Raw genomic sequence first — 24,091 nt, forward strand, 5'->3', positions numbered from 1 at the left:
TCAATAGGAACCTGCTTGAAGATGCCGCGTAAAACAGTTTCTTTTCATCGACGCTATTTAGGGTATACGGGAGGGCACCAGAAAGTCAGAGATTATATTGGGCACCTTTTGACGCAGGATTCTCTGTCCTTGCGTTTGTGGCTGGAAAATCGCTCAGCGATTCAGACGGGACTGTTTGAAGATATTGACAATGTTGAGTACGAGCAGAGCTATCGTCCGGATCTGGCTGATATCGTGTTTCTTGCCGGTATGGACTGGGATGACTACCTGCCATTCGCTAATGATGCGCAGCCAAAGATTAATCTTATCCAGCATGTCCGCCATGGTGATAAACAGCATCCGTTATTCAAATTTTTATCTCATCGCGCTATACGGCTATGTGTCTCAGAGGCGGTAAGACAAGCTATTCTTCCTTATGCTAACGGCCCTTGCCTGACAATTCGTATGGGACACAAAATCCCCCTGCTGACTTATCCTAAGTCGACGCAGCTGTATATCCTCGCGACGAAGAATCCTGAGTTGGGGGGACGTGTTAAAAACGATGCCATAAAGCTAGGCTTGTCTGTGATTTTGCATGACAAACCCGTTGAACGACATGTTGTTCATCAGTCAATGGCACAAAGCATAGTGACTCTCACATTACCCAATAAAACGGAAGGGTTTTACTTGCCGGGCATTGAGGCGATGGCCTTGTCTGATTGGGCAATTGTGCCTGATTGTGTGGCCAGTCGAGAGTATTCCTCTTCGTTTGCCAATGTGACTGTTTGTGAACGTGATACGGCGGCCTGTATTTATGCTGTGCAGGGGGCATTAGCAAGTTATCGGGGTGTGTCAGGTAGATTACGCAGATGGATGGGCAAACGCATTGCACAAAGTTATAGCCTGAGGGCTGAACAGCGTGCTGTTCAAAAAGTATTTCAGCAAATACCTTCCCTATGGTAGGTAGAAGCTTACGGGCTATCTAACCGGTAAAACAGATGAATATCTTCTGTGCCATATGTTAGTATTCGCGCTCATTTTCGCCGCCGATGTGGTGATTTAACAGAACTAAACGTGTTTTTTACTACAGTGACAACCATGAACAGAACCGTTGCTTTACGTGATTTCGGATTTAACTTTCTGGGCCCTATCTGTAGCGAATATCTGCATGCTTTAGAACAGCTTTGTCAGTCTGAGTCGCCCCGGAAATTAGTCTTTCTGGCGCGTGAAGGGTATTTTTTGGAACAGGTTTATCAGCACTTAGTCTCAAAAGGGCTGATGTCTTCTTACCCTGCCGCATATCTCAACGTGTCTCGTACCTTTTTGTTTCGTATCAGCATAGCCGACCCCTATACATGGCAATGGAGCCTTTACCACAAGTATAAAGGAACACTGGCAGACCTGTTGGTTGGCCGATTTGGATTTACGCTCTCACAACTAGCTTCATTGTTTACCGAAGAAGAGCTTGCGGTTAATTATGAACTTCCTGCGCAAGGTGGTGACCTTGAGCTGGTATTGAGTCAGCACCTGCCAGCCTTAAAATCTATGGTTCAGGAGAGCAGAAATGCCTACCTTGATTATTTACAAAGTCTCGGAATTGGCACCACTGACACTCCCTTGATGATTGATGTGGGCTATAGCGGTACCATTCAAAAGATGCTGACGCGCTTACTGCAATGTGAAAGCCAGGGCCTCTATTTTATTACCACCGAAGATGGGCTTCATGATATTGAGGGCTTCCAGGCGAGTATCTCTAGTGTGTTTAAAACCGGCGTACGTATGGGACACGGCTATCTAATGTTAGATAGATCGTTGTTTCTTGAGTCATTGCTCACCGCACCTAATGGGCAGTTTGTGGAAATAGGTAGAATGTCTGAGCTTACTGAACCTAAGTTCCATTTCTTTTATGGCCGTCAGACGCGTACTCAAAGTCATTTTCAGGATCTTCACGTTGTATTTGCTGGAGGGCAGCAGGCGATAGAGCATTTTTTCAGGCATCGGATTCGATTTAGCACAGAAGAAATAGAGTGCATGTATCAGCAATACGTAACGAAGCGCAACCTTCTGCCAAGGGCTGTTTGTCCATTGTTTGATGTGGATGACGTTATTTCTGGAAATGGCAATGTGAACCCTTTGCAGTTATTTGGGGTATGACCAATGAAAACCTTAGTTAGGCGCTCCCTGGCTGGCGCATATAGAACGCTTACTCTGTTGCTCCGGGGACGTGAGTTTCTAAGAGTTAAGCGCCAGTTACGCATGGCGAAGAATGCAGGGGTTTTTGACCTGGAATGGTATCAACAACATTACGGCATGTTCCGCAGTGAAGTGGCCGCCTTTGAGGATTATCTGGCCAAAGCTCACTACGCCAATGTGAACCCTTCTGCCAAATTTGATACCGAGCATTATCTTCGCACGCATTTGGATATTTATCACTCAGGCAACAATCCGCTATTGCACTATCTATATAACGGTCGCTATGAAGGTCGTTCAATGCAGGAAGCACGTCCCAGATGGTTGCCGTCTGGCTATTTGGTGGCGAATGAAACACCGACCTGGCATCAGCAGAAAGTGGCTATTTGTCTGCATATTTATTACCCGGATTTCGTTGACAAATTTTTGCAATGTTTGAAAAACTTTCCGCTTAATGTTGACGTCTTCGTTGCTTGTGCCAGCGAAGAGATTTGTCAGGACGTTACCCGGCGTTACAGCAAATTAAAACGAGTCGGAAAGCTGCAGGTGGCTAGAGTACCCAATAGAGGTCGCAATTTTGGGCCTCTGCTGGTGGAGTTTGGTCCGGCTTTGCTTGAGTACGATTTAATGTGCCATTTGCACTCCAAGAAATCGCTTTATTCAGGACGTGAACAAACCCAGTGGTTTGATTATTTGAACCAGTATTTGTTCAAAGATAAGCACGTGGTTTCTTGCTTGTTGAGGCTATTTGATGAACATCCAGAGCTTGGGATTTACTACCCAACATCGTTTTGGATGATGCCACCTTGGGTGAATCATTGGACCTGTAATAAACCTTTTGCCAAAGAGTTTGAATCGCAGTGGGGCATTGACCTAACTCAGAACTTTATCAGCTATCCGGTTGGCGGCATGTTTTGGGCTCGGCCCAAAGCCCTAAAGCCATTGTTGGAAAAAGTGTATAAATACGAAGATTTTCCAGCGGAGCCATTACCTAATGATGGCTCTTGGTTGCATGCTTTAGAGCGTGCGGTGGGATTGCTGGCGGAGAAAAGTGGCTACAAACAGTTTTTCTACTATCCGCCTGCTGGCCATTTTACCGATGACAAGAGTCATATCTTTGCGGGTTACCATAAACCACCAGAACAGCTATTTACAGAGCTGAGACGCTTTGACCATATATCTTTTGATGTGTTTGACACTGTGCTGAGCCGCAAGTTGAATGAGCCGGACTATGCAAAATATCAGGTAGGGTTATATTTGCAGGAGCAGGGACTCATGCCAAATGCACAGTCTTTCGTTTCGTTACGAAATGAAACAGAGTTTGCGCTTAGAAAACAGCACAATTTTGCTGGCGACGTATGCATTACACAGGTTTATGACAGACTGGCGGTGGTTATGGATCTCGACTCAGACCATGCCAAGGGGCTAATGGAACTGGAATTTGACCTTGATATGCAACAAATCGTGGCTAAGCAGGAAATGGTCGATTTGGTGCATAAACTGTCCGACTTGAACAAGACCATATGGTTCATCTCTGATACTTACTACAGTCACCAACAAGTGGAAACGTTACTGCGAAAGGTGGGAATTACTGCGCCATTCCGGTTATTTGTGTCAAGTGAACTTGGGTTTCGGAAGGACCGGGGAGATATGTGGCAGCATATTAGCGAGCTCGTGAGTGGTTTGTCCGGCTCCTATATTCATGTGGGAGATAACGTTCGCTCCGATGCTCAGTTGTGTGGGGATCATGGTCTCACTAATTTGCATATTCTGCATCCCAACGACAAATGGCAGGCAGCAGGAATGCCGCCGATTAACAGCGATAATCAAGGAGAGATAAATGAAGCCAACATTTTCAAATGGGGCCCACTGGTCAGTAATCTGGGTCGTTATCCATTCTTTGGCGAATAATTTGACAGCAAGCATACGATGAATACTTTTTACCTACATGTGGGACCCCACAAAACAGGCACTACTGCGTTGCAGAAGTTTTTACTAGACAATCGAAGTACCCTGTTTAAGAACAATCTGGTTTATCCCAAGCGTTACCAAAGCATTTTTGGCCATCACCCATTTCGGGCGTTATTGGACGAGCAAAGACTGACCGATGAAGATATTTCGTTTTTTAATAACGAACCTCACGACTTTCTGTTGTCTAGTGAAGACTTTATATCTCTGAACCGGGATAAATTTGAATACCTACGCAATACGCTGGACAACAAGCATATTGTTGTTATTTATGCGTGGAGACGGGCAAGTTACAAGCTTTATTCAATCTGGCAGGAAACCGTGAAACATGGTGGTACGGAGAGCTTCTTTGCTTACTACCATGACCATCTGGCAAGGCCTGGACAAAGCCAAATGCTATCGGCAGATTTAAAGGTCGCTATGTTTTGCCATGTTTTTGGCAAAGAAAACGTTAAAGTCCTGGACTATGACGCATCTCAGCGCAGTCGCAGTTTGATACCGGATTTTATGAATGTCATCGGACAACCTTATCAGGACGACATGATTCAATCTGACAAGAATCCTGATGCTGTCAATCGCTCTATGGACATCGCGGATATTGAAGTAATCCGGGCCCTTAACCATGTATTCAAAGCAAATTTTGGCGTGACAGGTTCCTGGGTTCGCAATCAATACATTAAACATCTTCCAGCGTTAGTTGTGGCCGGGTTAGATGATTTGAAGGCCATTGTGCGAAGCGCTGAACGGGAATTACGGGTAGGTAATTATTTTGTCGATAGCCGCTGCGAAAAGGTGATGCTCAGCCGTTTTAGCGACAACCTGGTTAACTATCAACCTAATAATGAGCTAGCAAGTATCAAAGTTGTTAGTGACGAATGGGCTTTCAGCCTGCCAGCGCAACAGTTAATTGGCAAAATTGCACATGTTTTGAGGTTGGCTGATGAGTGAAACCTCTGTTTCCGGAGCGCCACTGAAAGTTAAAATCGTCGCGGTGGCGAAAGATGAAGCTGCCTATTTGACCGATTGGGTGCATCATCATTTGTTTTTTGGCTTTGATGATATAGAAATCCATATCAACAGAACCACTGACAACTCATCCCAGGTCCTGGCTGATATCAACAAAGAGTATCCGAATGTCACCTGGCATGAAGCTGACTGGATTGATATGTGCCCAGCGTCAGCCAAAAAACAGATCCAGTTTATTGTTTATGCCAGGGCCTTAGATATTGCCAGGCGTGAGAATTCAGCAACCCATATTCTGTTTTTGGATATTGATGAATTTTGGTGCCCTATGGACTTCGAGACGAGCATTAAAGGTTGTCTGAACACCTTAGGGGCAGACAAAGCGATTTTCTTCGAGTGGTTGAATGATTTAGGTAATGAAGAACCTTTTACAACCTTAACAAAGGTACTCTCTGGAAATCTTTCGCCTTTAGGCAAGACCCTACTGCCAGTCTCTGTAGCTATTCATGAACTTAAGCATCATGTGCCACAACTTGCCGTTGGGGAGGGACCATTGCTGGCTGATGGGCGAACCTTTGTGGGCCGCGATAATCTTGAACAAGCCGTGTTGCCAGAGTTGAACAGCCTCAAACCATTTTTTATCTTTCATCGTGCGCACCGTTCTGAATATGAATATGTTTCTTTGCTATACCGTGGCAGACCGGGCAACAACTTTGCATATAAGAACAATCGAAATGGTTTACCCAGGCGAGGCGGAGTAACAAAAGAGGTGATTTTTCCTAGTCCGCAGTTTGTCGAATACCAGAAGAGTCTGCAGCAATTCAAGAAACGGGTTAAGCATACTGAGCATGATGATGACGCGCGACAGTTTGTGCATGAGCGTTATGCGACTGCGGTTGAGAACATCACTGCAAATCTGCCTGAACATTATAAAGACATGGTCCGTATTTTCACGGGGGTCAGGGTTGACGAAGTTCGAACGCAATTTCAGGCCTTTCGCAAGATTTATGCCCAGCAGCACTCGCGCAATGTGGAAATACTAAAGCAGCTTGCCCGGCATGCCGTCCCACACGATGTGGACGAGGCCATTGGCTATCTGGAGCAAGCGCTAGTCATACGGCCCAAAGGACCACAGATAAAAGCACTTCTGGCGGAATTTAAAGAGCGTAAGGCGAGACGGCAGGGATGAATTATCAATTGTTGTTTAAGGTTCTGAAGTTTGAAGGAGTTCTCTTTTCTTTTCGATGGGTTGAAAAATGACCATTGCGTCGAGCTATCCTTCAGTTAGCCGCTCTGGAGCTAAAGTAAAGCTGGTCGCTGTGGCGAAAGATGAGGCACCTTATTTAGCCGAATGGGTTCACCATCATTTACATTTTGGCTTTGATGAAATAGAAATTTACATCAACAGGACATCCGACAACAGCGAGCAGATTTTAAACAAAATCTGTTTGCACCACCCAAATGTCAGCTTCCAATATGCCGATTGGATTGACGCCTGTCATGATAATGTCCGTCGCCAACTCCAGTTTATTATTTATGCCAAAGCTTTTGCCGAAGCCAAGTCTGCCGGGCGGGTTGATTTCATTATGTTTCTCGACATAGATGAAATGTGGACACCGAATAACATGCAGAAAAAAGTAGGTGACTATTTAATCGATTATCTTGATGCTGATTCGGTGTCTTTTGGCTGGATAAACGAGCAGGGTGGTAATGAGGCATTTCAAACTATTAGTAGCAGCATCAATGGGCAATTAAGCCCACTGGTGAAAACTGCTGTTAATGTCAGGGCTGAGATGGTGGAAGTTGCCTTACACTTACCTAAAACCAAACGTTTAGAGAATAAAGTGTTTGGCGGTGAATCGTTTCTGGGGCAACCCACTAACCGCGAATGTTTGCATCCCGACCTTATCAGGATAAGAGAGGTCATGATTGTACATAGAATGTTCAGATCTGAGTCAGAGTATATTGCAACATTAGGGCGAGGACGGCCTTCGGACGATTTTCCACTTAAACTAAACCGCGGCGGTTATAATAAGGCATCCGGCGCTCACACTGTCTTTGCGCTTCAGCCGCCCGCTTACCTGGCATACCGTACTGCTTACTCGGAATTTATTCACGCCTGTTTATTGGCGGATGACTTGCAGTATGCTCAGCAGTCTGTACTCGCCCGCTGTGATTGGGTGTTAGATAACCTTACCTCAATGCCAGTAGAGGTGCTCGACCAAGTATTAAGAGTGTTTGAGGGGTGCAGTGATGAGGTTAAACGCCGGGTCGTAGAGTCTATTAAAGTTTCTGGGATGCTAGAAACATTGGATAACAGGCAAAATGCGTTAACCTTGGCGATGCGCGTCCGCCCCCTGAATTTTCAGCTAGCCAAGTATATTATGGCAAAAGCAGCGTTGCTTTAGTTTTGCGTGACGGACCTTAATCACTTAATGGACAGACTACGGCCATCATTTCCATCTATGAATAAGACATTGAAAGTTAAATTAGTCGCTGTAGCAAAAGACGAAGCTGCTTATCTTCCCGAATGGATCCATCATCATTTGTATGTTGGTTTTGATGCGATTGATATTTACCTGAACCGAACATCAGACAATAGTGCAGAGGTCCTCCAACGGATTCAACAGCAGCATCCAAATGTAAATTTCTTTTATGCAGATTGGATTGATTATTGTCCACCGGAAGTCTCAAAGCATATCCAGTACTTAACCTATGCAAAGTCCTTTCAGGATTGTCGAGACTCAGGTGAATTTGATTACATGATGTTTTTAGATATCGATGAGTTTTGGATGCCCAAAGACTTGTCTTTTAAAGTCCAGAACTGTCTTGAGGAAAACGCTGATGCTGACTGTATTTCCTTTCAGTGGCTCAATGAGGAAGGCAGTAGCAAGTCATTCTCAGCATTAAACCAGAGCATCCGTGGTCGACTGTCACCTTTGGTTAAATCGCTTTTCCGGGTAAATGCGAATGTCGCCCAAGTTTCTTTGCATGTTCCCCGTTTGAAAAAAGGAAAATCTGTACTTTGTGATGGCAAAAAATTCAAACAAATGGAAAAGAAACGTGAATGCCTGCATGAGAGCCTCCATCAGTTACGCGACATAATGATCGTACATAGGCTTTTCAGATCTGAGAGAGAGTATTTATCGCTGCTCAATCGTGGACGCCCGTCTGATGAAGTACCCTTGAAATTAAATAGAGAGGGATACAACTTTGCCGGAGACCCTAGCGAGGACGTGACATTTTCAATAAAACCAGGGGCTTTCCGGGTTTACCATCAGTCTCTACAAAGGTTCATATCATCGTCGAACTTAGATGACGTCATAGCAGAAGCCCGGCAGTTTGTTGAAAATCGCTACAGAATGACGTTACGTGACATTTGTCGGGTTCCTAAAGAATATTTTGTGGAAATGGTGAGGGTTATTCGTGGCCTGACCCTCAAATCGGTGTTTAAAGATATTCGGTTAACTATTGATACCTATTTTGCAGTGAACCGTTGTAATTCGTCCGGTGAATTAATTGCCCTGGCTAAAGAAGTAGAACGTGTAGATTTACGTTTGGCATTAGAAGTTTGGAAGAAGGCTTTAGAGCTCAGGCCAAACGGACCAATGATTAAGGCAAGGATCGCTGAATATGAGTCAATTGAACTTAAACCAGGTATGAAGCGTTCAGATCTTCGTAAGTATCATAATTAGGAAGTATGTTATGCGGATAATATCCGTTGTTATTAGCGTCTTGTTTTTGGTTGCATGTGGTGGTTCTAGTGAACAGTCTGTTCCGAGCAGACCTGAACCACCCAAACCCGACTTGCCTGATTCAGGTTACCCTGATAAACCGAATGTTGTGATTATTTTTACCGATGATCAGGGATATGCGGACTTAGGTATACAGGGTTCCAGGCAAGATTTGAAAACGCCTAATATTGATAAGCTGGCTTCTCTTGGCACACGTTTTTCACATGGCTACGTTACTTCCCCTCAATGTACACCGTCGCGAGCTGGCCTAGTTTCCGGGCAATACCAACAAAGATTTGGCGTCGATGAAAATCGCTTCACACCGATGCCCCTGGATATTGATACGATTGGTAGTCGTTTCCAGCGGCTTGGTTACAAAACTGGCATGATTGGAAAATGGCATCTGGAGGTCATGGGCAATTCTAGTGAGTGGTTAGAGAAAAACCACCCAGATTTTTATGCTTCCAATCAAAGTATTGAAAAGCTCCCTTTGCAGTACAAACGGCCTTTTTTTCCTGACGAGCGTGGTTTTGATGATGTGTTTTGGGGATATGAGCGTCGCTATTGGACGAATTTCGAACTTAACGGTAGCGACAAGTCAGCCGGCTACCAAATCAAGGAGCAATATCGACTGGATTTAACTGCACAGGCTGCAGGTGCATTTATTGAGCGCAATGCGGAAAATCCCTTTCTACTCTATTTTGCGCCATATGGTCCTCACGTTCCTTTAGAGGCGACAGAGTTCTATTTATCACGCATTCCAGAGAATATGCCGACTAGACGTCGTTATGCTTTAGCTATGATGGCGGCTATTGATGATGGCGTGGGGATGATTGTAGATAAGTTAGAAAAACACGGACTAATGGACAACACCATTATCTTCTTTATCAGTGATAACGGTGCACCTTTGGGGGACGATATGACAGATGCTCCCTTGGATAAACGCGGTGAGGCATGGAATGGTTCGCGAAACGATCCTCTGATCGGTGAAAAAGGCATGTTGACCGATGGAGGAATTCGCGTGCCTTACCTTGTTAAGTGGCAGGGGCATTTTCCTGCCGGTAAGGTAATTGATAAACCTGTATCATCACTTGATGCGGTTTACACCGCTTTGGAACTGGCCGGTGAAAAGTCCTTGTCTGATTTGGATGGGGTCAGTTTGCTGCCAGCGCTGGAAGGCAATGCTGATTATCTGGATGAACGAGCACTTTATTGGCGTTTTTGGATGCAACGGGCTGTGCGAAAAGGAAAATGGAAGTATCTCCAAGCTGGTATTCGCAGGGAGTTCCTTTTCGATATGGAGTCGCAAGAGGGAGAAACCTTGAATGTTATTGACCTGCACCCAGCTGTGGCTGATGAACTCCGACAACAACTCTTGCAGTGGTCTAACGAAATGCAAAGGCCTGACCCTATTGTTGAAATCCCTGCTCCGTTTGGCGCTAGATATGATCACTACTTGCCGCCGCCTCAAGGTTGAGAAAAGACGGATAATTTGTGCCGTCATGGCCTTACTAACAATATTGGGGTTTGAGTGGTAAAGAAGGTTGCAGTTGGTTTTTTGAAATGGGGTGTCAGCCAATTACCTAAGTCGTGGCGACGTTACGCCCGGCGGCATAATGGCATAACCAACAGATACACAAAATGGTTGAGACAAACCGGACATGTACAGTACTTCCCTCCTGAGTGGGTGTTACAGAAACGGTTTGAAGCCAATCTCTGTCTGCAGGAGCGGGAGATGGCCGCGCTGAGTTATTCGGGAGCTGCGCAACCGCGTTTTATATTGATGGTTGGCAATGCATCTGAGCAGTCATTGGCTGACAGCATTGATAGCTTGCTTGCACTGGACGAATTGAAGCTTTCTGAATTTAAACTTGTACTGTGGGCGGAAGCGTCACAGGCTGACCTGTGTTGTGGATTTATTTGCAGACGATGGGGCGCTCTGCAAAGTGCCTTGAGTGTTGTCAGTGATCTCGGGGAACTTGCTCCTTGCTGGGATAATAATGCGGTTTTTTTATATAGGGAAGGCGAGAGACTGCATCCCAAACTGTTGATGGTGCTGGACAACTGGCCATTACAGGATGCATCACTGGCATATACAGACTGTGATCACCTGGGCGATAACGGACTTAGGTCTACCCCTCAGTTTTTTCCAGATTGGAATCCCGATCTGCAATTAACCATCGGCTATGTCGCCACAGGTGTATGGATTAAATCGTTCAGCCTTATTCGTTATGAAGCACAACAGCCATATGCCAATTTTATCCGACACTGGCTTATGAATACTGCATTGGATGATCGGCAGCATAGCGTAGAACATATTTCCTTTAGTCTGTTGCACAAAAGGCAGTCTGAAGTCGATTTGCTTCAAGCCCTGCCTAAGAGCCTTGCTAACAGGTTGTCGACACAGGCTCAGTTTGTTCAACGTAACCCAAATTGCTTGCAGTTTGACTGGCAGTTACCCAGTAAACCACTGGTAAGTTTGATTATACCAACAAGAAATGCCTGGCAACTGGTTAAATCTTGTATAGATTCCATTTTAAAGCTGAGTTCCTACCAATATTTCGAGATTTTGTTGGTTGATAATAATTCTGACGAGGTTGAGAGCCTGACTTACTTTAAGCAGATCTCGGAACACCCTAAAGTTCGTCTACTTAAATATCCAGGAGCTTTTAATTATTCCGCAATTAATAATTATGCCGCGCGACAGTGCCGTGGGGAGATTATTGGTTTAGTAAATAATGACATTGAAGTAATAAGTGAACATTGGCTTGCCTCTATGGTTGCCCAAGTTATGCGGCCAGAGATAGGCTGCGTTGGCGCTAAGTTGCTTTACAGTGACAAGAGTGTTCAGCATGCTGGTGTCATAATGGGCTATGGTGGCGGAGCTGGACATGCACACAAATTTTTTGCAGCAGATGCACCAGGCTATATGCAGCGTTTGGTTGCCAGTCACAATGTCAGCGCAGTAACGGCGGCTTGTTTGCTGGTCAAGCGAGCGGACTTTGAAAAGGTTGGAGGGCTTAACGAACAGGATTTAAAAGTTGCTTTTAATGACGTTGATTTCTGTTTGAAGGTTCGGGAGTTGGGACGGCGCAACCTGTTTTGTGCTGAGGCGTTACTTTTTCACCATGAGTCTGTATCAAGAGGAGCCGAAGATACTCCCGAGAAAATGCAACGTTTTGAATCCGAAGTGGCCTATTTAAAGCGTACATGGGGAGCGGTTATTGCAAATGACCCAGCGTACAATAGGCATTTGACGTTGAAACAAGAGAACTTTTTGGTGGCCGATAGCCATGAGTATCGGCCTTACTTCGGTTGCCAAGGATAGGATTATTATGCTGGTTAGAAACGTGGTGCTGGGATGTTGTCTGCTTCTATTGGCCGCCTGTGAAAAGCACAGTCAAACTCAGCATCACCTTGAGGAAGGGATGCAATGGGTGAGCGGCGCTACCATCACGCTCGGTGACGGTGCCATTTATCCAGAAGAGCGAGGACAACGTAAGGTAATGGTTGCGCCATTTCTTATGAGCAAAACAGAGGTTACCAATAGGGAGTTTCGTGTTTTTGTGGAAGCAACAGGGTATAAAACGACTGCGGAGAGAGTACCGTCTGCTATTGATTATCCTGATCTGCCAGCAGAGATGAGAGTTGCCGGGTCTGCGGTGTTTTCTATGCCTGATGCTAACAAGGGTCCTGCGAGAAGTATGAGCTGGTGGGTCTTTGTACCCGGAGCGTTTTGGGCAGCCCCACGGGGGCCGGGGTCAGATATAAAGGGTCTGGATGATTACCCCGTGGTTCACGTCTCTTTCGAAGATGCACAGGCATACGCGACATGGAAGGGACATAGGTTGCCGACTGAAGCAGAGTTCGAATTGGCAGCACAAGGCATGCAGGCAATGGAAAAAGGTCGCTACATAGCAAATACCTGGCAGGGGGAATTTCCATATGCTAATGATGCAACAGATGGTTATGCAGGGCTGGCACCGGTTGCACAATTTCCGGCAAACAAACACGGAATATTTGATTTACTGGGAAATGTTTGGGAATGGACATCCAGCTCTTTCTTTTCTGGGCATTCAGAAAATCTTTCAACGTTGTTAGAAGCCAACCCGGGCGGCTATTCTGCATCGCAGCCTGGCGTGCCAGTAAAGGTTGTAAAAGGGGGATCTTTCCTATGCGCAGAAAATTACTGTGCCAGATTTCGTCCCGCTGCACGACAGGCGCAGGATAGGGGGCTTGGGACTTCCCATATTGGCTTTAGAACGGTTAAAGATATCAATTAGAGGCAGAATTATTTCGCTGTTTCTGTTATTTTCCCGCCATTTTATCCATTTCAGCGGTTTTGTATCGCTGTTTGTAACACTGCACTGAATTTCGTAGAGAGTAGATTGAATAATCAATTTGAGTATTTGGGTAAGAGCTTGCAAGGTCTGAATTGCCAGGTAGTTGTGGCTATGGCGGTATATCAGGAAGACCGCGCTGAATGGGTGGCGCAGGCGATTGATAGTATCCTCGATCAAACCTATCGAGATTTTATTCTGGTCGTTGTAGTTGATGGTCCTTTGCCATCGGCCATTTCTTCTTTCCTGCGGGAAAAGGAGCAACGTAATGCCCAGCTTGTCGTATTACTGGGGGCTGAGAATTTAGGGCTTAGTTCATGCATGAATGAAGTGATAGACCGATGTGCTGACTTGTCGCCTAAATACTTGTTCAGAATGGATGCAGACGATATTTCTTCTACAGAGCGACTAAGTAAACAAGTCAGTTTTTTTGAGCATCACCCTGAAGTGTCGGTGCTCGGTACATCATTAGTTGAGATCAATGAAGCTGGTGTTGAAGTGGGAGGAAGGAAGCTGCCACTATCTCATCAGGAGATTCTGGAGTTTTTGCCGAAGCGCTGTTCGATGAATCATCCAACGGTTGCTTTCCGTTACCGCGTATTTGAGCAAGGCTTTCGCTATAGGAAAGAGTTGAAAAATACACAAGATTATTTCCTTTGGATCGAGTTGATGCACGCAGGTTATATATTTGAGAACCTCAGTGAGCGTTTGCTTAAATTTAGGCGGGTGAACGACTTTTATAAAAGAAGGGGTTTTAACAAGTCAGTTAATGAGTTTAGAGCCAGATGGATGGCAATGAACAGACTTAAGCGCTATTCCCTCTCAAATGTACTCTATGCATTGTCGGTATTAGCATTACGTATTATGCCGGCCAAAGTGGTGAAACTGGCTTATAAGCTTGACAGGCTGATTCTGGACAAGTTGGTGAAGCATTGAAAATTGGTGCTGTTGTCATTTTGTATAAACCAGACCTGACAGAGGCGAGGGCGCTGTTAGGCAGTCTGGCTCGCCAGGTTGATTTGGTTTGTGTCATTGATAACTCTCCACTCAGTATGTATTCCCCGCTTACCTTAAGTGAGCATGGTAATTTGGCTTTTCATCACTATCCCAACAACCTTGGTATTGCTACAGCACAAAATGAAGGACTGAAACAGCTAATTGAGGCTGGCTGTAAATATGCGTTGTTGTTTGACCAGGACAGTCAGTTTGAAACTGATTTTGTTGCGAGAATGACTTACGTGTTTCAAAAGACCAAGCGGCAGAATTTAAAGGGATTCGCGGCTATTGGCCCCTCTTTAGTCTGTGCTTTTACTCAGGAAATAGTGCGACCGAGGATCCAAACCGAGATTGAACGCTTTGATGATGTTTCCTCCGTCCCGCAAATCATTGCATCAGGAATGATGATAGATTTGGACCACCTACAGCAAGTTGGTTTTAAAGATGACTCTTTGTTCATAGATGGTGTAGACCATGAATGGTGCTGGAGAGCGAGAGAGCATGGTTTTTCCATAGGTTTGGCATTAAATATCTTTATGCTGCACAGGCTAGGTGATGGACGACGTAAGTTCGCAGGAATTCCATTCAAAGTAGGTTCTCCTGTCCGTCTTTACTATCAATTCCGCAACATTTTTATATTGTCTCGTCGGTCTTATGTTCCTCTCTATTGGAAATTGCGCAATTTTGCTGTCATGCCGCTACGTATTTTTGCCAACAGTATTCTTTTGCCTAATAGAATGATTAGGCTCAGATTTATGACTCGAGGCATTTTAGATGGCATGCGTAATCGTTCAGGTCCATTGCGGGAAAATGCCAAAAAGTAGTGAGTCATTGAGGCTTACCATAGACGACTCCTGCGCGCCCCGATAGTTGTGAACTTCCATATAGTGTCAATTTTACGCCTAAGGATTTTGTCTTAACTAGTTGAAATTTAGGGATGAAAAATTGGCATAGTCCCTGCTTTACCCTTATGTCTGTTTTATAACGTCCAAGTTTTGACATGAGGTAGCCATGGTGAGTCAATCCGTATCGGGATCTACATACCACACCATTCCCAATGTTGCTTTTCTGCCGGATGAGGAAGAGCTGTTAGGGCTTAAGCAGCAAGCGTCACGCTTGCAGCACTTGTTGGAAGTGATGCCTGCCGGGGTGATAGTGGTCGATGGTAATGGCCAGGTGCGTCAGGCTAATCAAGTGGCTGTTGAACTCTTAGGTGAACCGCTGGAAGGCGAAGCCTGGCGAACTATTATCAATCGTTCGTTCAAACCTCGCGCCGATGACGGCCATGAGGTGTCGCTGCGTGATGGGCGTAAGGTGAAGCTGGCGACCAGTCCATTGGAACTGGAGCCAGGTCAGTTGATTGTCATTACCGACCTGACCGAAACCCGCCGTTTACAGCAGCAGCTAAGCCATTTACAAAAACTGTCATCCCTGGGACGTATGGTTGCCTCCCTGGCGCATCAGATTCGTACGCCCTTATCGGCTGCCATGCTGTATGCCGCCAATCTGCAAAACAGTACCTTAGCGCCGGAGTCGCGTGGGCAGTTCGCCGACAAATTATTGTCTCGCTTAAAAGATCTCGAGCAGCAGGTTAATGACATGCTGCTGTTTGCCAAAAGTGGTGAGCAGCAAGTGGTCAGCGAGTTATCGCTGCAAAGTTTAATGTTGGAAGTGGAATCGGGGGCCGAAGCCATGCTGATGGCACGTCAGGCTATTTTAACCGTTGAGCTTCCAGAACCTGACATTTTGGTTTTGGGTAACAAGACCGCGCTGGCTAGTGCATTACAGAACCTTATTCACAATAGTATTCAGGCTATGCCAAGAGGTTGTCGCATTCACCTGCAGGCCAATCGCGACCCTGGCAACGAAGAGCAGGTGGTTATTTCTATCGCAGACAATGGCCCGGGTATACCGAAAGCCGAGCTAACCCATATTTTTGACCCCTTTTATACCACCAAGTCTCAGGGAACCGGCCTGGGCTTAGCGGTGGTTAAGGCTGTTGCCCAGTCGCATCAGGGTAATGTTTGTGTAAGCAACGTAGAGCAGGGCGGTGCAAGGTTTGAAATTCGACTGCCCTTGCTTCGGCAACTGGAGCCAGCGCTAACGCCTAAGGAGTGTAGAGGATGAGTAACAGCAGAATTCTAATTGTTGAAGATGATGCAGGTTTGCGTGAAGCACTGATCGATACCTTGCTGCTGGGGGGATATGAGATCCTCGAAGCCGATAGCGCCGAAGCGGCAATGGTGTTGCTGAATCAGGAAGACGTTGATCTGGTGGTCAGTGACATTCAAATGGGCCAGATGTCTGGCTTATCTTTGCTGCGTAGCATCAAGCAGAAGCTGCCTAATATGCCAGTGTTGCTGATGACAGCCTATGCCACTATTGATGATGCAGTGCAGGCCATGCGAGACGGCGCTACCGATTATTTGGCGAAGCCTTTTGCACCGCAGGTACTGCTGAATCTGGTGGGGCGTTATGCGCCGGCACAAAAGGTTGAGTCCCGGCAGCCTGTGGTGGCTGATCCAACCAGTAAAAAGTTGCTGGAGCTGGCGCAGAAGGTCGCTAAGGCCGATGCTACCGTGATGGTATTGGGTCCTAGTGGCTCGGGTAAGGAAGTTTTGGCTCGCTATATACATGATCAGTCTGGCCGCGCAGAGCAACCTTTTGTGGCGATTAACTGCGCCGCTATTCCAGAAAATATGCTGGAAGCTACCTTGTTTGGTTATGAGAAGGGCGCCTTTACCGGTGCATTGCAAGCCTGTCCTGGTAAGTTTGAGCAGGCACAGGGCGGCACCATTTTGCTGGATGAGATCACTGAGATGGATCTTGGCCTTCAAGCCAAGTTATTGCGTGTTCTGCAGGAGCGCGAAGTGGAACGCCTTGGCAGTCGCAAAACCATTGATTTGGATGTGCGGGTGATTGCCACCAGTAACCGGGATTTACGTCAATCTGTGAGTAAGGGCGAATTTCGCGAAGACTTGTACTATCGCTTAAACGTATTTCCCTTGACCTGGGCACCCCTTGTACAGCGTCCAGGAGATATCATTCCTCTCGCTCAACATCTGATTGACAGGCACAGCCAAAAAGCTGGCACCCCAATCCCACAGTTGACCGCCGCTGCCAGGAACAAACTGCAACATTACAGTTGGCCCGGTAATGTGCGTGAATTGGAAAATGTGATCCAGCGAGCCCTGATTCTGGCCAGTGATAACCAAATTGATGCCCTGGATTTGATGTTGGAACAGGATATCCCACAGGATGTTCAGGAACTGGACTGGGAGCCGGAAGGCAGCAAACTGGGGATGGAACTGCAGCAGCAGGAACATCAGATTATTCTGGATACCCTTAAGTCATGCAATGGCAGTCGTAAGGCCGTAGCTGACAAGCTGGGGATCAGTCCACGGACTTTGCGTTACAAACTGGCCAGAATGCGTGATGTGGGAATAGAAGTCCCAGCTTGATGATTTTCTATGGGAAGTGATATTTCCACCACAAAGGTCACATAGAATACTAAGAAAAAACAATATCTTACAAGGGGCTGATTGCTTTTTAGCCCTTTGTGCTTTTCGTGTTCTTCTTGTTGATTGGGTTTTATTTTCCACCAGCAAGAGAACGCCGTATCTATCCTTCTCAACCAGCCTGGTTAGCCGCCAAATTCCCGTCATTCGCCTCTTTTGTGTATTTTAACTCATTGAAAATAAAGGGCTATATATGTTGGCATCAGTATTGCTATGCCTTTGTTAGTCAAATTTTCCACACCGATGAGTTTGGAGCAGTCAATGGACATCAAGGCACAGTCTTTGTACAGCGAACTTCAGTCACTGGCCCGTCAGGCTGGTATGGATGCCGCTCAGGCTCAACCGCTGATCAGCAACCCCAGTTCGCAGAATTTTGGCGATATGCTGAAAACGGCATTGGATAACGTCAACGATCTGCAGTTTGATTCCCGAAACAAACAAGTTGCTTTTGATATGGGTGATACCAGTCTGAGTTTGGTGGATGTCATGGTTGCCAAGGAAAAGTCCGGTATCGCTTTTGAAGCCACAGTGCAGGTGCGCAATAAGGTACTGGATGCCTACAAGCAAATAATGAATATGCCGGTGTAACGGGAGACTAGATTGTGGCAGATGCAACTGGTACAGAATTGGCCGTAACAGGCAACAGTCCTGAAGCGGATAACACGCCGGAGCAACGTTCCGGTTTTATGGAAGGCATGGGCGGTATCGATCTGCTGCGTCAGATTACCCTGATTGTGGCACTGGTTATCTGTGTGGCCATTGCGGTATTTATCGTTATCTGGGCACAAGAGCCGGATTATCGTCCTCTGGCCAAAATGCCTACCGAAGAGCTGATTCAAACCCTGGACTACCTGGATCAAAACCAGATTGACTATCGTCTGGACGGTAACGTCGTCTATGTAAACGAAGATCAGTACCAGAATATTAAGCTGGGCATGGCTCGCCAGGGCATTAGCCAGGAAGCCAATAGCGGTACCGATATCATCATGCAGGATATGGGCTTTGGGGTAAGCCAGCGGGTTGAGAAAGAGCGCCTGAAGCATGCCCGTGAGCAGCAGTTGGCTCGTACTATCGAGGAAATCAGTGCTATCACTCGCGCCAATGTGCTGTTAGCGCTACCTAAAGAAAGTGTGTTTGCCCGGGTTGAGAAAAAGCCCAGTGCCACTGTGGTATTAACCCTGCGTAGGGGGGCGGTGCTATCCGGCGAAGAAGTGGATGCCGTAGTGGACATAGTGGCTTCTGCCGTGCAGGGTATGGAGCCTGGCAGAGTGACAGTGACTGATAATAATGGTCGCTTGTTAAACTCAGGTTCGCAGGACTCCCTGGCTGCGCGGTCACGTAAAGAATATGAAATCGAGAAACATCGCGAAACTGAGTATCTGCAGAAAATTGACTCCATTCTGATCCCGGTTCTTGGCCTGGGGAATTACACCGCCCAAGTGGATGTCAGCATGGATTTTACCGCCGTAGAGCAGACTCAGAAGCGTTATAATCCTGACTTGCCTGCGGTGCGTAGCGAAATGACAGTGGAAGAGAACTCGGTGGGTGGCATTGCCGCTGGTATTCCTGGTGCCCTGAGTAATCAGCCCCCTCTTGACTCGAATATTCCCGAGCAGGCGAATAGCAATAATGCCAAGTCGGTAACCCCAGGCCGCTCACACAAAGAAGCGACACGCAACTACGAGCTGGATACCACCATCAGCCATACTAAACAGCAAACGGGGGTTATTCGTCGTTTGTCAGTATCTGTGGCGGTAGATCACACCCAGCAAACCGCAGCAGATGGTACAGTTACCTCTGTGCCTAAGACGCAGGAAGAGCTGTTGAATATTCGTCGGGTACTGCAGGGCGGTATCGGCTTTGACGTAACCCGAGGCGACTCTTTAGAAGTTGTTAGCATTCCCTTTAGCCGCATTGATGATCTGGCGGTTACCGAAGTGCCACTGTGGGAGCAGGAATGGTTTATGCGGGCGTTACGTCTGGTGGTCGGCGGTCTGGTGATTATCACCTTGATCCTGGCTATTGTCAGACCCATGCTTAAGAAACTTATCTACCCAGAAGATACCCGCGAGGCTGATGCCTTTGATGCAGACTCCGGCTTGGATCTGGGCGATGAAACCATCAGTATGCTGTCTCAGGAATTTGACGAAGGCCAGGTAGGTTTTGCACCGGATGGTTCCTTGATGCTGCCGGATCTGCATAAAGATGAAGATATACTTAAAGCGGTACGCGCGCTGGTGGCGAACGAACCCGAGTTGTCAGCCCAGGTTGTTAAGGGCTGGCTGATGCAGGATGAATAAGCATGGCAACCAAACAAATAACAAAAGTTCCAGAAGAAGCAACGTCCAGTCCTGGTTATGATGTCAGTAAGCTCGAAGGGGTAGAGAAAGCCGCTATATTGCTGCTGAGCTTGTCGGAAGAAGATGCTGCACAGATCCTGAAACACCTTGAACCCAAGCAAGTACAAAAGCTGGGTACCGCGATGGCGAGCATGGAAGACATGACGCAGAACAAAATCACCGCGGTGCATAAGCATTTTATTGAAGAAATTCAGAATTACAGCACCATTGGCTTCCAGAGCCAGGAGTTTGTGCGTAAAGCCCTGACGGCCGCATTGGGTGAAGATAAAGCGGCGAATCTGATTGATCAGATCCTGATGGGCGGCGGTGCCAAAGGCCTGGATTCACTCAAGTGGATGGACTCTAAACAAGTGGCCAGCATTATTCGTAATGAGCACCCGCAGATCCAGACTATTGTGTTGTCCTACCTGGATGCCGAACAATCGGCGGAGATCATTGCGCAGTTCCCTGAAAAGGTGCGTTTGGATCTGATGATGCGGATCGCCAACTTAGAAGAAGTGCAGCCAGCCGCCTTGCAGGAATTGAACGAGATTATGGAGAAACAGTTCGCCGGCCAGGCCGGTGCTCAGGCAGCCAAAATGGGCGGCCTGAAGTCGGCAGCAGACATCATGAACTACCTGGACACCAATATCGAAGGTCAGTTGATGGATGCCATCCGCGAGCAGGACGAAGAAATGAGTCAGCAGATCCAGGATCTGATGTTCGTCTTCGACAACCTGGCCGATGTGGACGATCGCGCCATGCAGACTATCTTGCGCGAGGTGCAGCAGGATGCGCTGCTCAAGGCCATCAAAGGTGCCGACGAAGAAGTCAAAGAAAAGATCACCAAGAACATGTCCAAACGGGCAGCCGAAATGCTTATCGACGATTTGGAAGCCATGGGACCGGTTCGAATCAGCGAAGTGGAAGCCGCGCAGAAAGAAATTCTGTCTGTGGCCCGTCGTTTGGCCGACGCCGGCGAAATTATGCTGGGCGGCGGTGGCGGCGACGAGTTCCTGTAATTAATAACGGGGTAAAAGTGGATGAGCGGTTCCAAAATCCTCAAGTATCAAACCCAGGAAGCTGGAGTGCGCTCCTGGGATCTGCCTTTTATGGAAGAAGCGCAGCCACAGCCTGCAGATAAAACCAATGCCATTAATCGCAGTAGCGAGTGGAAATATGAACCGCCTGAGGTAGAAGAAGAAATTCTGCCGCCTACGGCTGAGGAAATTGAAGCCATTCGTCAGTCCGCCTATCAGGAAGGACTGGAAGAAGGCCGCCAGGCCGGACACGAGCAAGGCTTGTTGCAAGGTCGCGAGCAAGGTCTGGCCGAAGGCAGAGAGCAGGGCCTGGCAGAAGGGCATGCCGAAGGGCTGGAAGCGGGTCGTCAGGAGGTTGAGCAAGCGGCTGCAATATGGCAGGAGCTTGCCAATAAATTGACAAAGCCAGTTAGCCAGGTGGATGACCAGTTAGAAAATGAGCTGGTGCAACTGGCTGTTTCCCTTGCCCGCGCGGTAATTCGTACCGAAATTCAAACCAATGAAGATGTTTTACTGCAAGCTATCAGTGAAGGATTAAAGGTTCTGCCCATTGAAGAACGTCGCTATCAAATGCATATGCACCCGGACGATGTGCAGTTGATTAAACAGCATTTTTCTGTGGAACATATTGAAGCACATCATTGGCAGTTTATTGAATCTCCCAATATGCAAAGAGGGGGCTGCGATATCGTTACCGATACCAATGCCGTGGATGTTTCTATCGAGCGGCGCGTGCGCCAGGTGCTGGATAAGTTTTTGCTTGAGCAGGGCTTGAGTAAAGAATAAGGCTACGGGCTACGGGCCAGACAAATCTGGTGGAAATCAGCTCGTCCGTTATGAGTCAGACTTGAGGCCGACAAAGCGTCCAAACTGAAACAGGTATCATCTTGCCAAACCTAAAAGACAGAATTGCCGCCTATCGCCAGCAGATTCCGCAGGCTCACACAGTCGCTGCCGGTAAGCTGGTCAGGGGCATTGGCCTGACCCTTGAAGCTGTCGGTTGCCAGATGCCGGTGGGCAGTCAATGTCTGGTGCAAACCATAGACGGTGAGATTGAAGCCGAAGTGGTGGGCTTTGCGGAAAATATTACCTATCTGATGCCCACCGAAGCCGTGCGAGGTATTGTGCCAGGCTCTAGGGTTCAGCCACTGTCCCGCGAGCAAGGTATTGGTGTGGGCATGGAGTTGTTGGGCCGGGTCGTGGATGGCAACGGCCAGCCCTTGGATGGTTTGGGCGCCATCAAGGTTGAAAAACGTATTCCCTTAAGTCGTGCGCCTATCAATCCTTTATCCCGTCGTCCTATTGGCCAGCCTCTGGATGTTGGCGTGCGCTGTATCAATTCGCTGATCACAGTCGGCGTGGGTCAGCGGATGGGCTTGTTTGCAGGTTCCGGGGTGGGTAAAAGTGTGCTGATGGGCATGATGACCCGCGGCACTAGCGCTGATGTGGTGGTGGTCGGTCTGGTTGGCGAGCGGGGCCGCGAAGTCAAAGAATTTATTCAGGATATTCTGGGCGAAGAAGAGCGCCAGAAATCCGTAGTGGTGGCTGCGCCGGCCGATACCTCACCACTGATGCGCCTAAAAGGCTGTGAAACCGCGGTTGCTATTGCCGAATACTTCCGCGATCAGGGCATGAACGTGTTGTTGCTGGTGGACTCGCTTACCCGTTATGCCATGGCGCAACGTGAAATCGCCCTGGCCGTGGGCGAACCGCCAGCCACTAAAGGCTATCCGCCTTCGGTATTTGCCCGTTTGCCAGCCCTGGTGGAAAGGGCGGGGAATGGCAGTGATGGCCAGGGGGCCATAACCGCTTTCTTTACCGTACTGACCGAAGGTGATGATCTACAGGATCCTATTGCTGACTCTGCGCGGGCTATTCTGGACGGTCACGTGGTATTGGCTCGTCGTCTGGCCGACAGTGGTCATTATCCGGCTATTGATGTGGAAGCCTCTATCAGTCGGGTGATGCCGATGGTGGTGAGTGATGAACACCTAAAAGCCGCCAGACGGATCAAGCAGGTTTACTCAACTTATCAACAGAACCGAGATCTTATCAGTATCGGGGCATACAACCGCGGCGCTGACCCCAGGGTAGATCTGGCGATTAAGGCCGAGCCTGTGATCAATAAGTTCCTGCAACAAGAGATGAAGCAAATACTGCCTTATGACGAAAGCCTGGAAGGTATGGCCGCGCTGGCCAAAGGATTAGGTGAAGGCTGATGTCGACACGTCAACTTGAACAGGTGGCCAAATGGGAGCAGGAAAAAGAAGATAAACTGGCCCGAGACTATCGTCTGGCCGAGCAAAATGTGCAGGCCAATGTGCAAAAGCTTACCGGCCTGCAAAGTTACCGCCTGGATTATCTTAGACAGTTGCAACAACGTGCTAATCAGGGCTTGGGGGCGCTTTCCTTTGCCCAGCATCAGGCCTTTATCGACAAATTGGATAAGGCCTGTCTGCAGCAAAATCAGATTATTGCCAATGCTAAGGCTGTTGCCCAACAGCGCAGAGCGTTGTGGTTGCGGCAACAGCAAAAACGCAAGGCTGTTGAGATGTTGATTGAGAAAAAACGTCAGCAAGCTCAGCAATTAGAGAACAAACGCGAGCAAGCCTTGCTGGATGAAGTGGCCATTCAGCGTTTTGTTCGTCGGCAACTACAAAGCTAGCTACTGAGTTTCCTGAGGTTGGAACGCTAATTGCTAACATATTTGGCAAGAGTGTACGAAAAGTGTCAATTCCCTTATTTATTAAGGTATTGGCAAGACCAGTTTGATTGAGACAGGTTCTATGATGCAACAAGTTGCCGCTTCAAAGCCACAGATTGCCGCTACAGCCGCTATGCCGGAAGACAGCCCGTTGGCACTGGATAATGGTCAGGCCGAATTGTTCCGTGAACAGCTAACCCTCGAACAATCTAAGGGTAAACACAGCATTGAGCCTGTACGAAAAGGCGGTCCGGAAAAGCCGGGATTTGAGGTAGTAGAGAAACAAGGCAATGGGAAGCCTGCTCAAGAGAGCGAGCCGG

The 24,091-nt window shown here is 47.5% G+C and carries 20 protein-coding genes; all 20 read left to right on the plus strand.

The window, feature by feature from the left end; translation table 11 throughout:
• Positions 1–108: 108 nt before the first annotated feature.
• Complete coding sequence (locus J0A65_RS11265) at positions 109–942, plus strand: glycosyltransferase (protein ID WP_206594280.1); 834 nt, start codon at positions 109–111, stop codon at positions 940–942.
• A 135-nt stretch (positions 943–1,077) separates the two neighbouring features.
• On the plus strand, positions 1,078–2,133 hold the full coding sequence (locus J0A65_RS11270; protein ID WP_206594281.1) for an HAD family hydrolase: 1,056 nt from the start codon (positions 1,078–1,080) through the stop codon (positions 2,131–2,133).
• A 3-nt stretch (positions 2,134–2,136) separates the two neighbouring features.
• Positions 2,137–4,080, plus strand: coding sequence for a rhamnan synthesis F family protein (locus J0A65_RS11275; RefSeq protein WP_206594282.1), 1,944 nt, complete (start codon positions 2,137–2,139; stop codon positions 4,078–4,080).
• Positions 4,081–4,254: 174 nt separating this feature from the next.
• Positions 4,255–5,085, plus strand: coding sequence for a hypothetical protein (locus tag J0A65_RS11280; RefSeq protein ID WP_206594283.1), 831 nt, complete (start codon positions 4,255–4,257; stop codon positions 5,083–5,085).
• A complete protein-coding gene (locus tag J0A65_RS11285) occupies positions 5,078–6,289 on the plus strand; it encodes a glycosyltransferase family 2 protein (protein ID WP_206594284.1) in 1,212 nt (403 codons plus the stop codon). The genes J0A65_RS11280 and J0A65_RS11285 overlap by 8 nt, the downstream gene beginning before the upstream one ends.
• A gap of 67 nt (positions 6,290–6,356) precedes the next feature.
• Positions 6,357–7,508, plus strand: a complete 1,152-nt coding sequence (locus J0A65_RS11290) for a glycosyltransferase family 2 protein (protein WP_206594285.1) — start codon at positions 6,357–6,359, stop codon at positions 7,506–7,508.
• Positions 7,509–7,565: 57 nt separating this feature from the next.
• Positions 7,566–8,795, plus strand: a complete 1,230-nt coding sequence (locus J0A65_RS11295; protein ID WP_206594286.1) for a glycosyltransferase family 2 protein — start codon at positions 7,566–7,568, stop codon at positions 8,793–8,795.
• Between the two features lie 10 nt (positions 8,796–8,805).
• Positions 8,806–10,311: a sulfatase family protein gene (locus J0A65_RS11300; protein WP_206594287.1), complete on the plus strand. Its 1,506-nt coding sequence runs from the start codon at positions 8,806–8,808 to the stop codon at positions 10,309–10,311.
• Positions 10,312–10,569: 258 nt separating this feature from the next.
• The gene (locus J0A65_RS11305; RefSeq protein WP_206594288.1) at positions 10,570–12,162 is read left to right on the plus strand and encodes a glycosyltransferase family 2 protein; all 1,593 of its coding nucleotides are present in this window, start codon (positions 10,570–10,572) and stop codon (positions 12,160–12,162) included.
• A gap of 7 nt (positions 12,163–12,169) precedes the next feature.
• Positions 12,170–13,117, plus strand: coding sequence for a formylglycine-generating enzyme family protein (locus tag J0A65_RS11310; protein ID WP_206594289.1), 948 nt, complete (start codon positions 12,170–12,172; stop codon positions 13,115–13,117).
• A 105-nt stretch (positions 13,118–13,222) separates the two neighbouring features.
• Entirely contained in the window at positions 13,223–14,110 is an 888-nt protein-coding gene (locus J0A65_RS11315; RefSeq protein WP_332874331.1) for a glycosyltransferase, read from the plus strand.
• Entirely contained in the window at positions 14,107–14,994 is an 888-nt protein-coding gene (locus J0A65_RS11320) for a glycosyltransferase family 2 protein (RefSeq protein WP_232849887.1), read from the plus strand. The genes J0A65_RS11315 and J0A65_RS11320 overlap by 4 nt, the downstream gene beginning before the upstream one ends.
• 187 nt (positions 14,995–15,181) lie before the next feature.
• Entirely contained in the window at positions 15,182–16,297 is a 1,116-nt protein-coding gene (locus J0A65_RS11325) for a sensor histidine kinase (protein WP_206594290.1), read from the plus strand.
• Positions 16,294–17,631 carry a sigma-54-dependent transcriptional regulator gene (locus J0A65_RS11330; protein WP_206594291.1) on the plus strand — a complete coding sequence of 446 codons (1,338 nt, stop codon included), beginning with the start codon at positions 16,294–16,296 and terminating at the stop codon, positions 17,629–17,631. Before J0A65_RS11325 ends, J0A65_RS11330 begins: the two co-directional genes overlap by 4 nt.
• A gap of 318 nt (positions 17,632–17,949) precedes the next feature.
• A complete protein-coding gene (gene fliE / locus J0A65_RS11335; RefSeq protein WP_206594292.1) occupies positions 17,950–18,276 on the plus strand; it encodes a flagellar hook-basal body complex protein FliE in 327 nt (108 codons plus the stop codon).
• Between the two features lie 14 nt (positions 18,277–18,290).
• Positions 18,291–19,988, plus strand: coding sequence for a flagellar basal-body MS-ring/collar protein FliF (gene fliF, locus J0A65_RS11340; RefSeq protein WP_206594293.1), 1,698 nt, complete (start codon positions 18,291–18,293; stop codon positions 19,986–19,988).
• A 2-nt stretch (positions 19,989–19,990) separates the two neighbouring features.
• Positions 19,991–21,049, plus strand: a complete 1,059-nt coding sequence (fliG, locus tag J0A65_RS11345; protein WP_206594294.1) for a flagellar motor switch protein FliG — start codon at positions 19,991–19,993, stop codon at positions 21,047–21,049.
• Between the two features lie 21 nt (positions 21,050–21,070).
• Positions 21,071–21,853 (plus strand): flagellar assembly protein FliH, encoded by a 783-nt coding sequence (gene fliH / locus J0A65_RS11350; RefSeq protein ID WP_206594295.1) that lies wholly within the window; start codon positions 21,071–21,073, stop codon positions 21,851–21,853.
• Positions 21,854–21,951: 98 nt separating this feature from the next.
• The gene (gene fliI / locus J0A65_RS11355; RefSeq protein ID WP_206594324.1) at positions 21,952–23,286 is read left to right on the plus strand and encodes a flagellar protein export ATPase FliI; all 1,335 of its coding nucleotides are present in this window, start codon (positions 21,952–21,954) and stop codon (positions 23,284–23,286) included.
• Positions 23,286–23,732, plus strand: a complete 447-nt coding sequence (gene fliJ, locus J0A65_RS11360; RefSeq protein ID WP_206594296.1) for a flagellar export protein FliJ — start codon at positions 23,286–23,288, stop codon at positions 23,730–23,732. The genes fliI and fliJ overlap by 1 nt, the downstream gene beginning before the upstream one ends.
• Positions 23,733–24,091: the final 359 nt, after the last annotated feature.

Source organism: Bowmanella yangjiangensis (assembly GCF_017255015.1).
Classification (GTDB): domain Bacteria; phylum Pseudomonadota; class Gammaproteobacteria; order Enterobacterales; family Alteromonadaceae; genus Bowmanella; species Bowmanella yangjiangensis.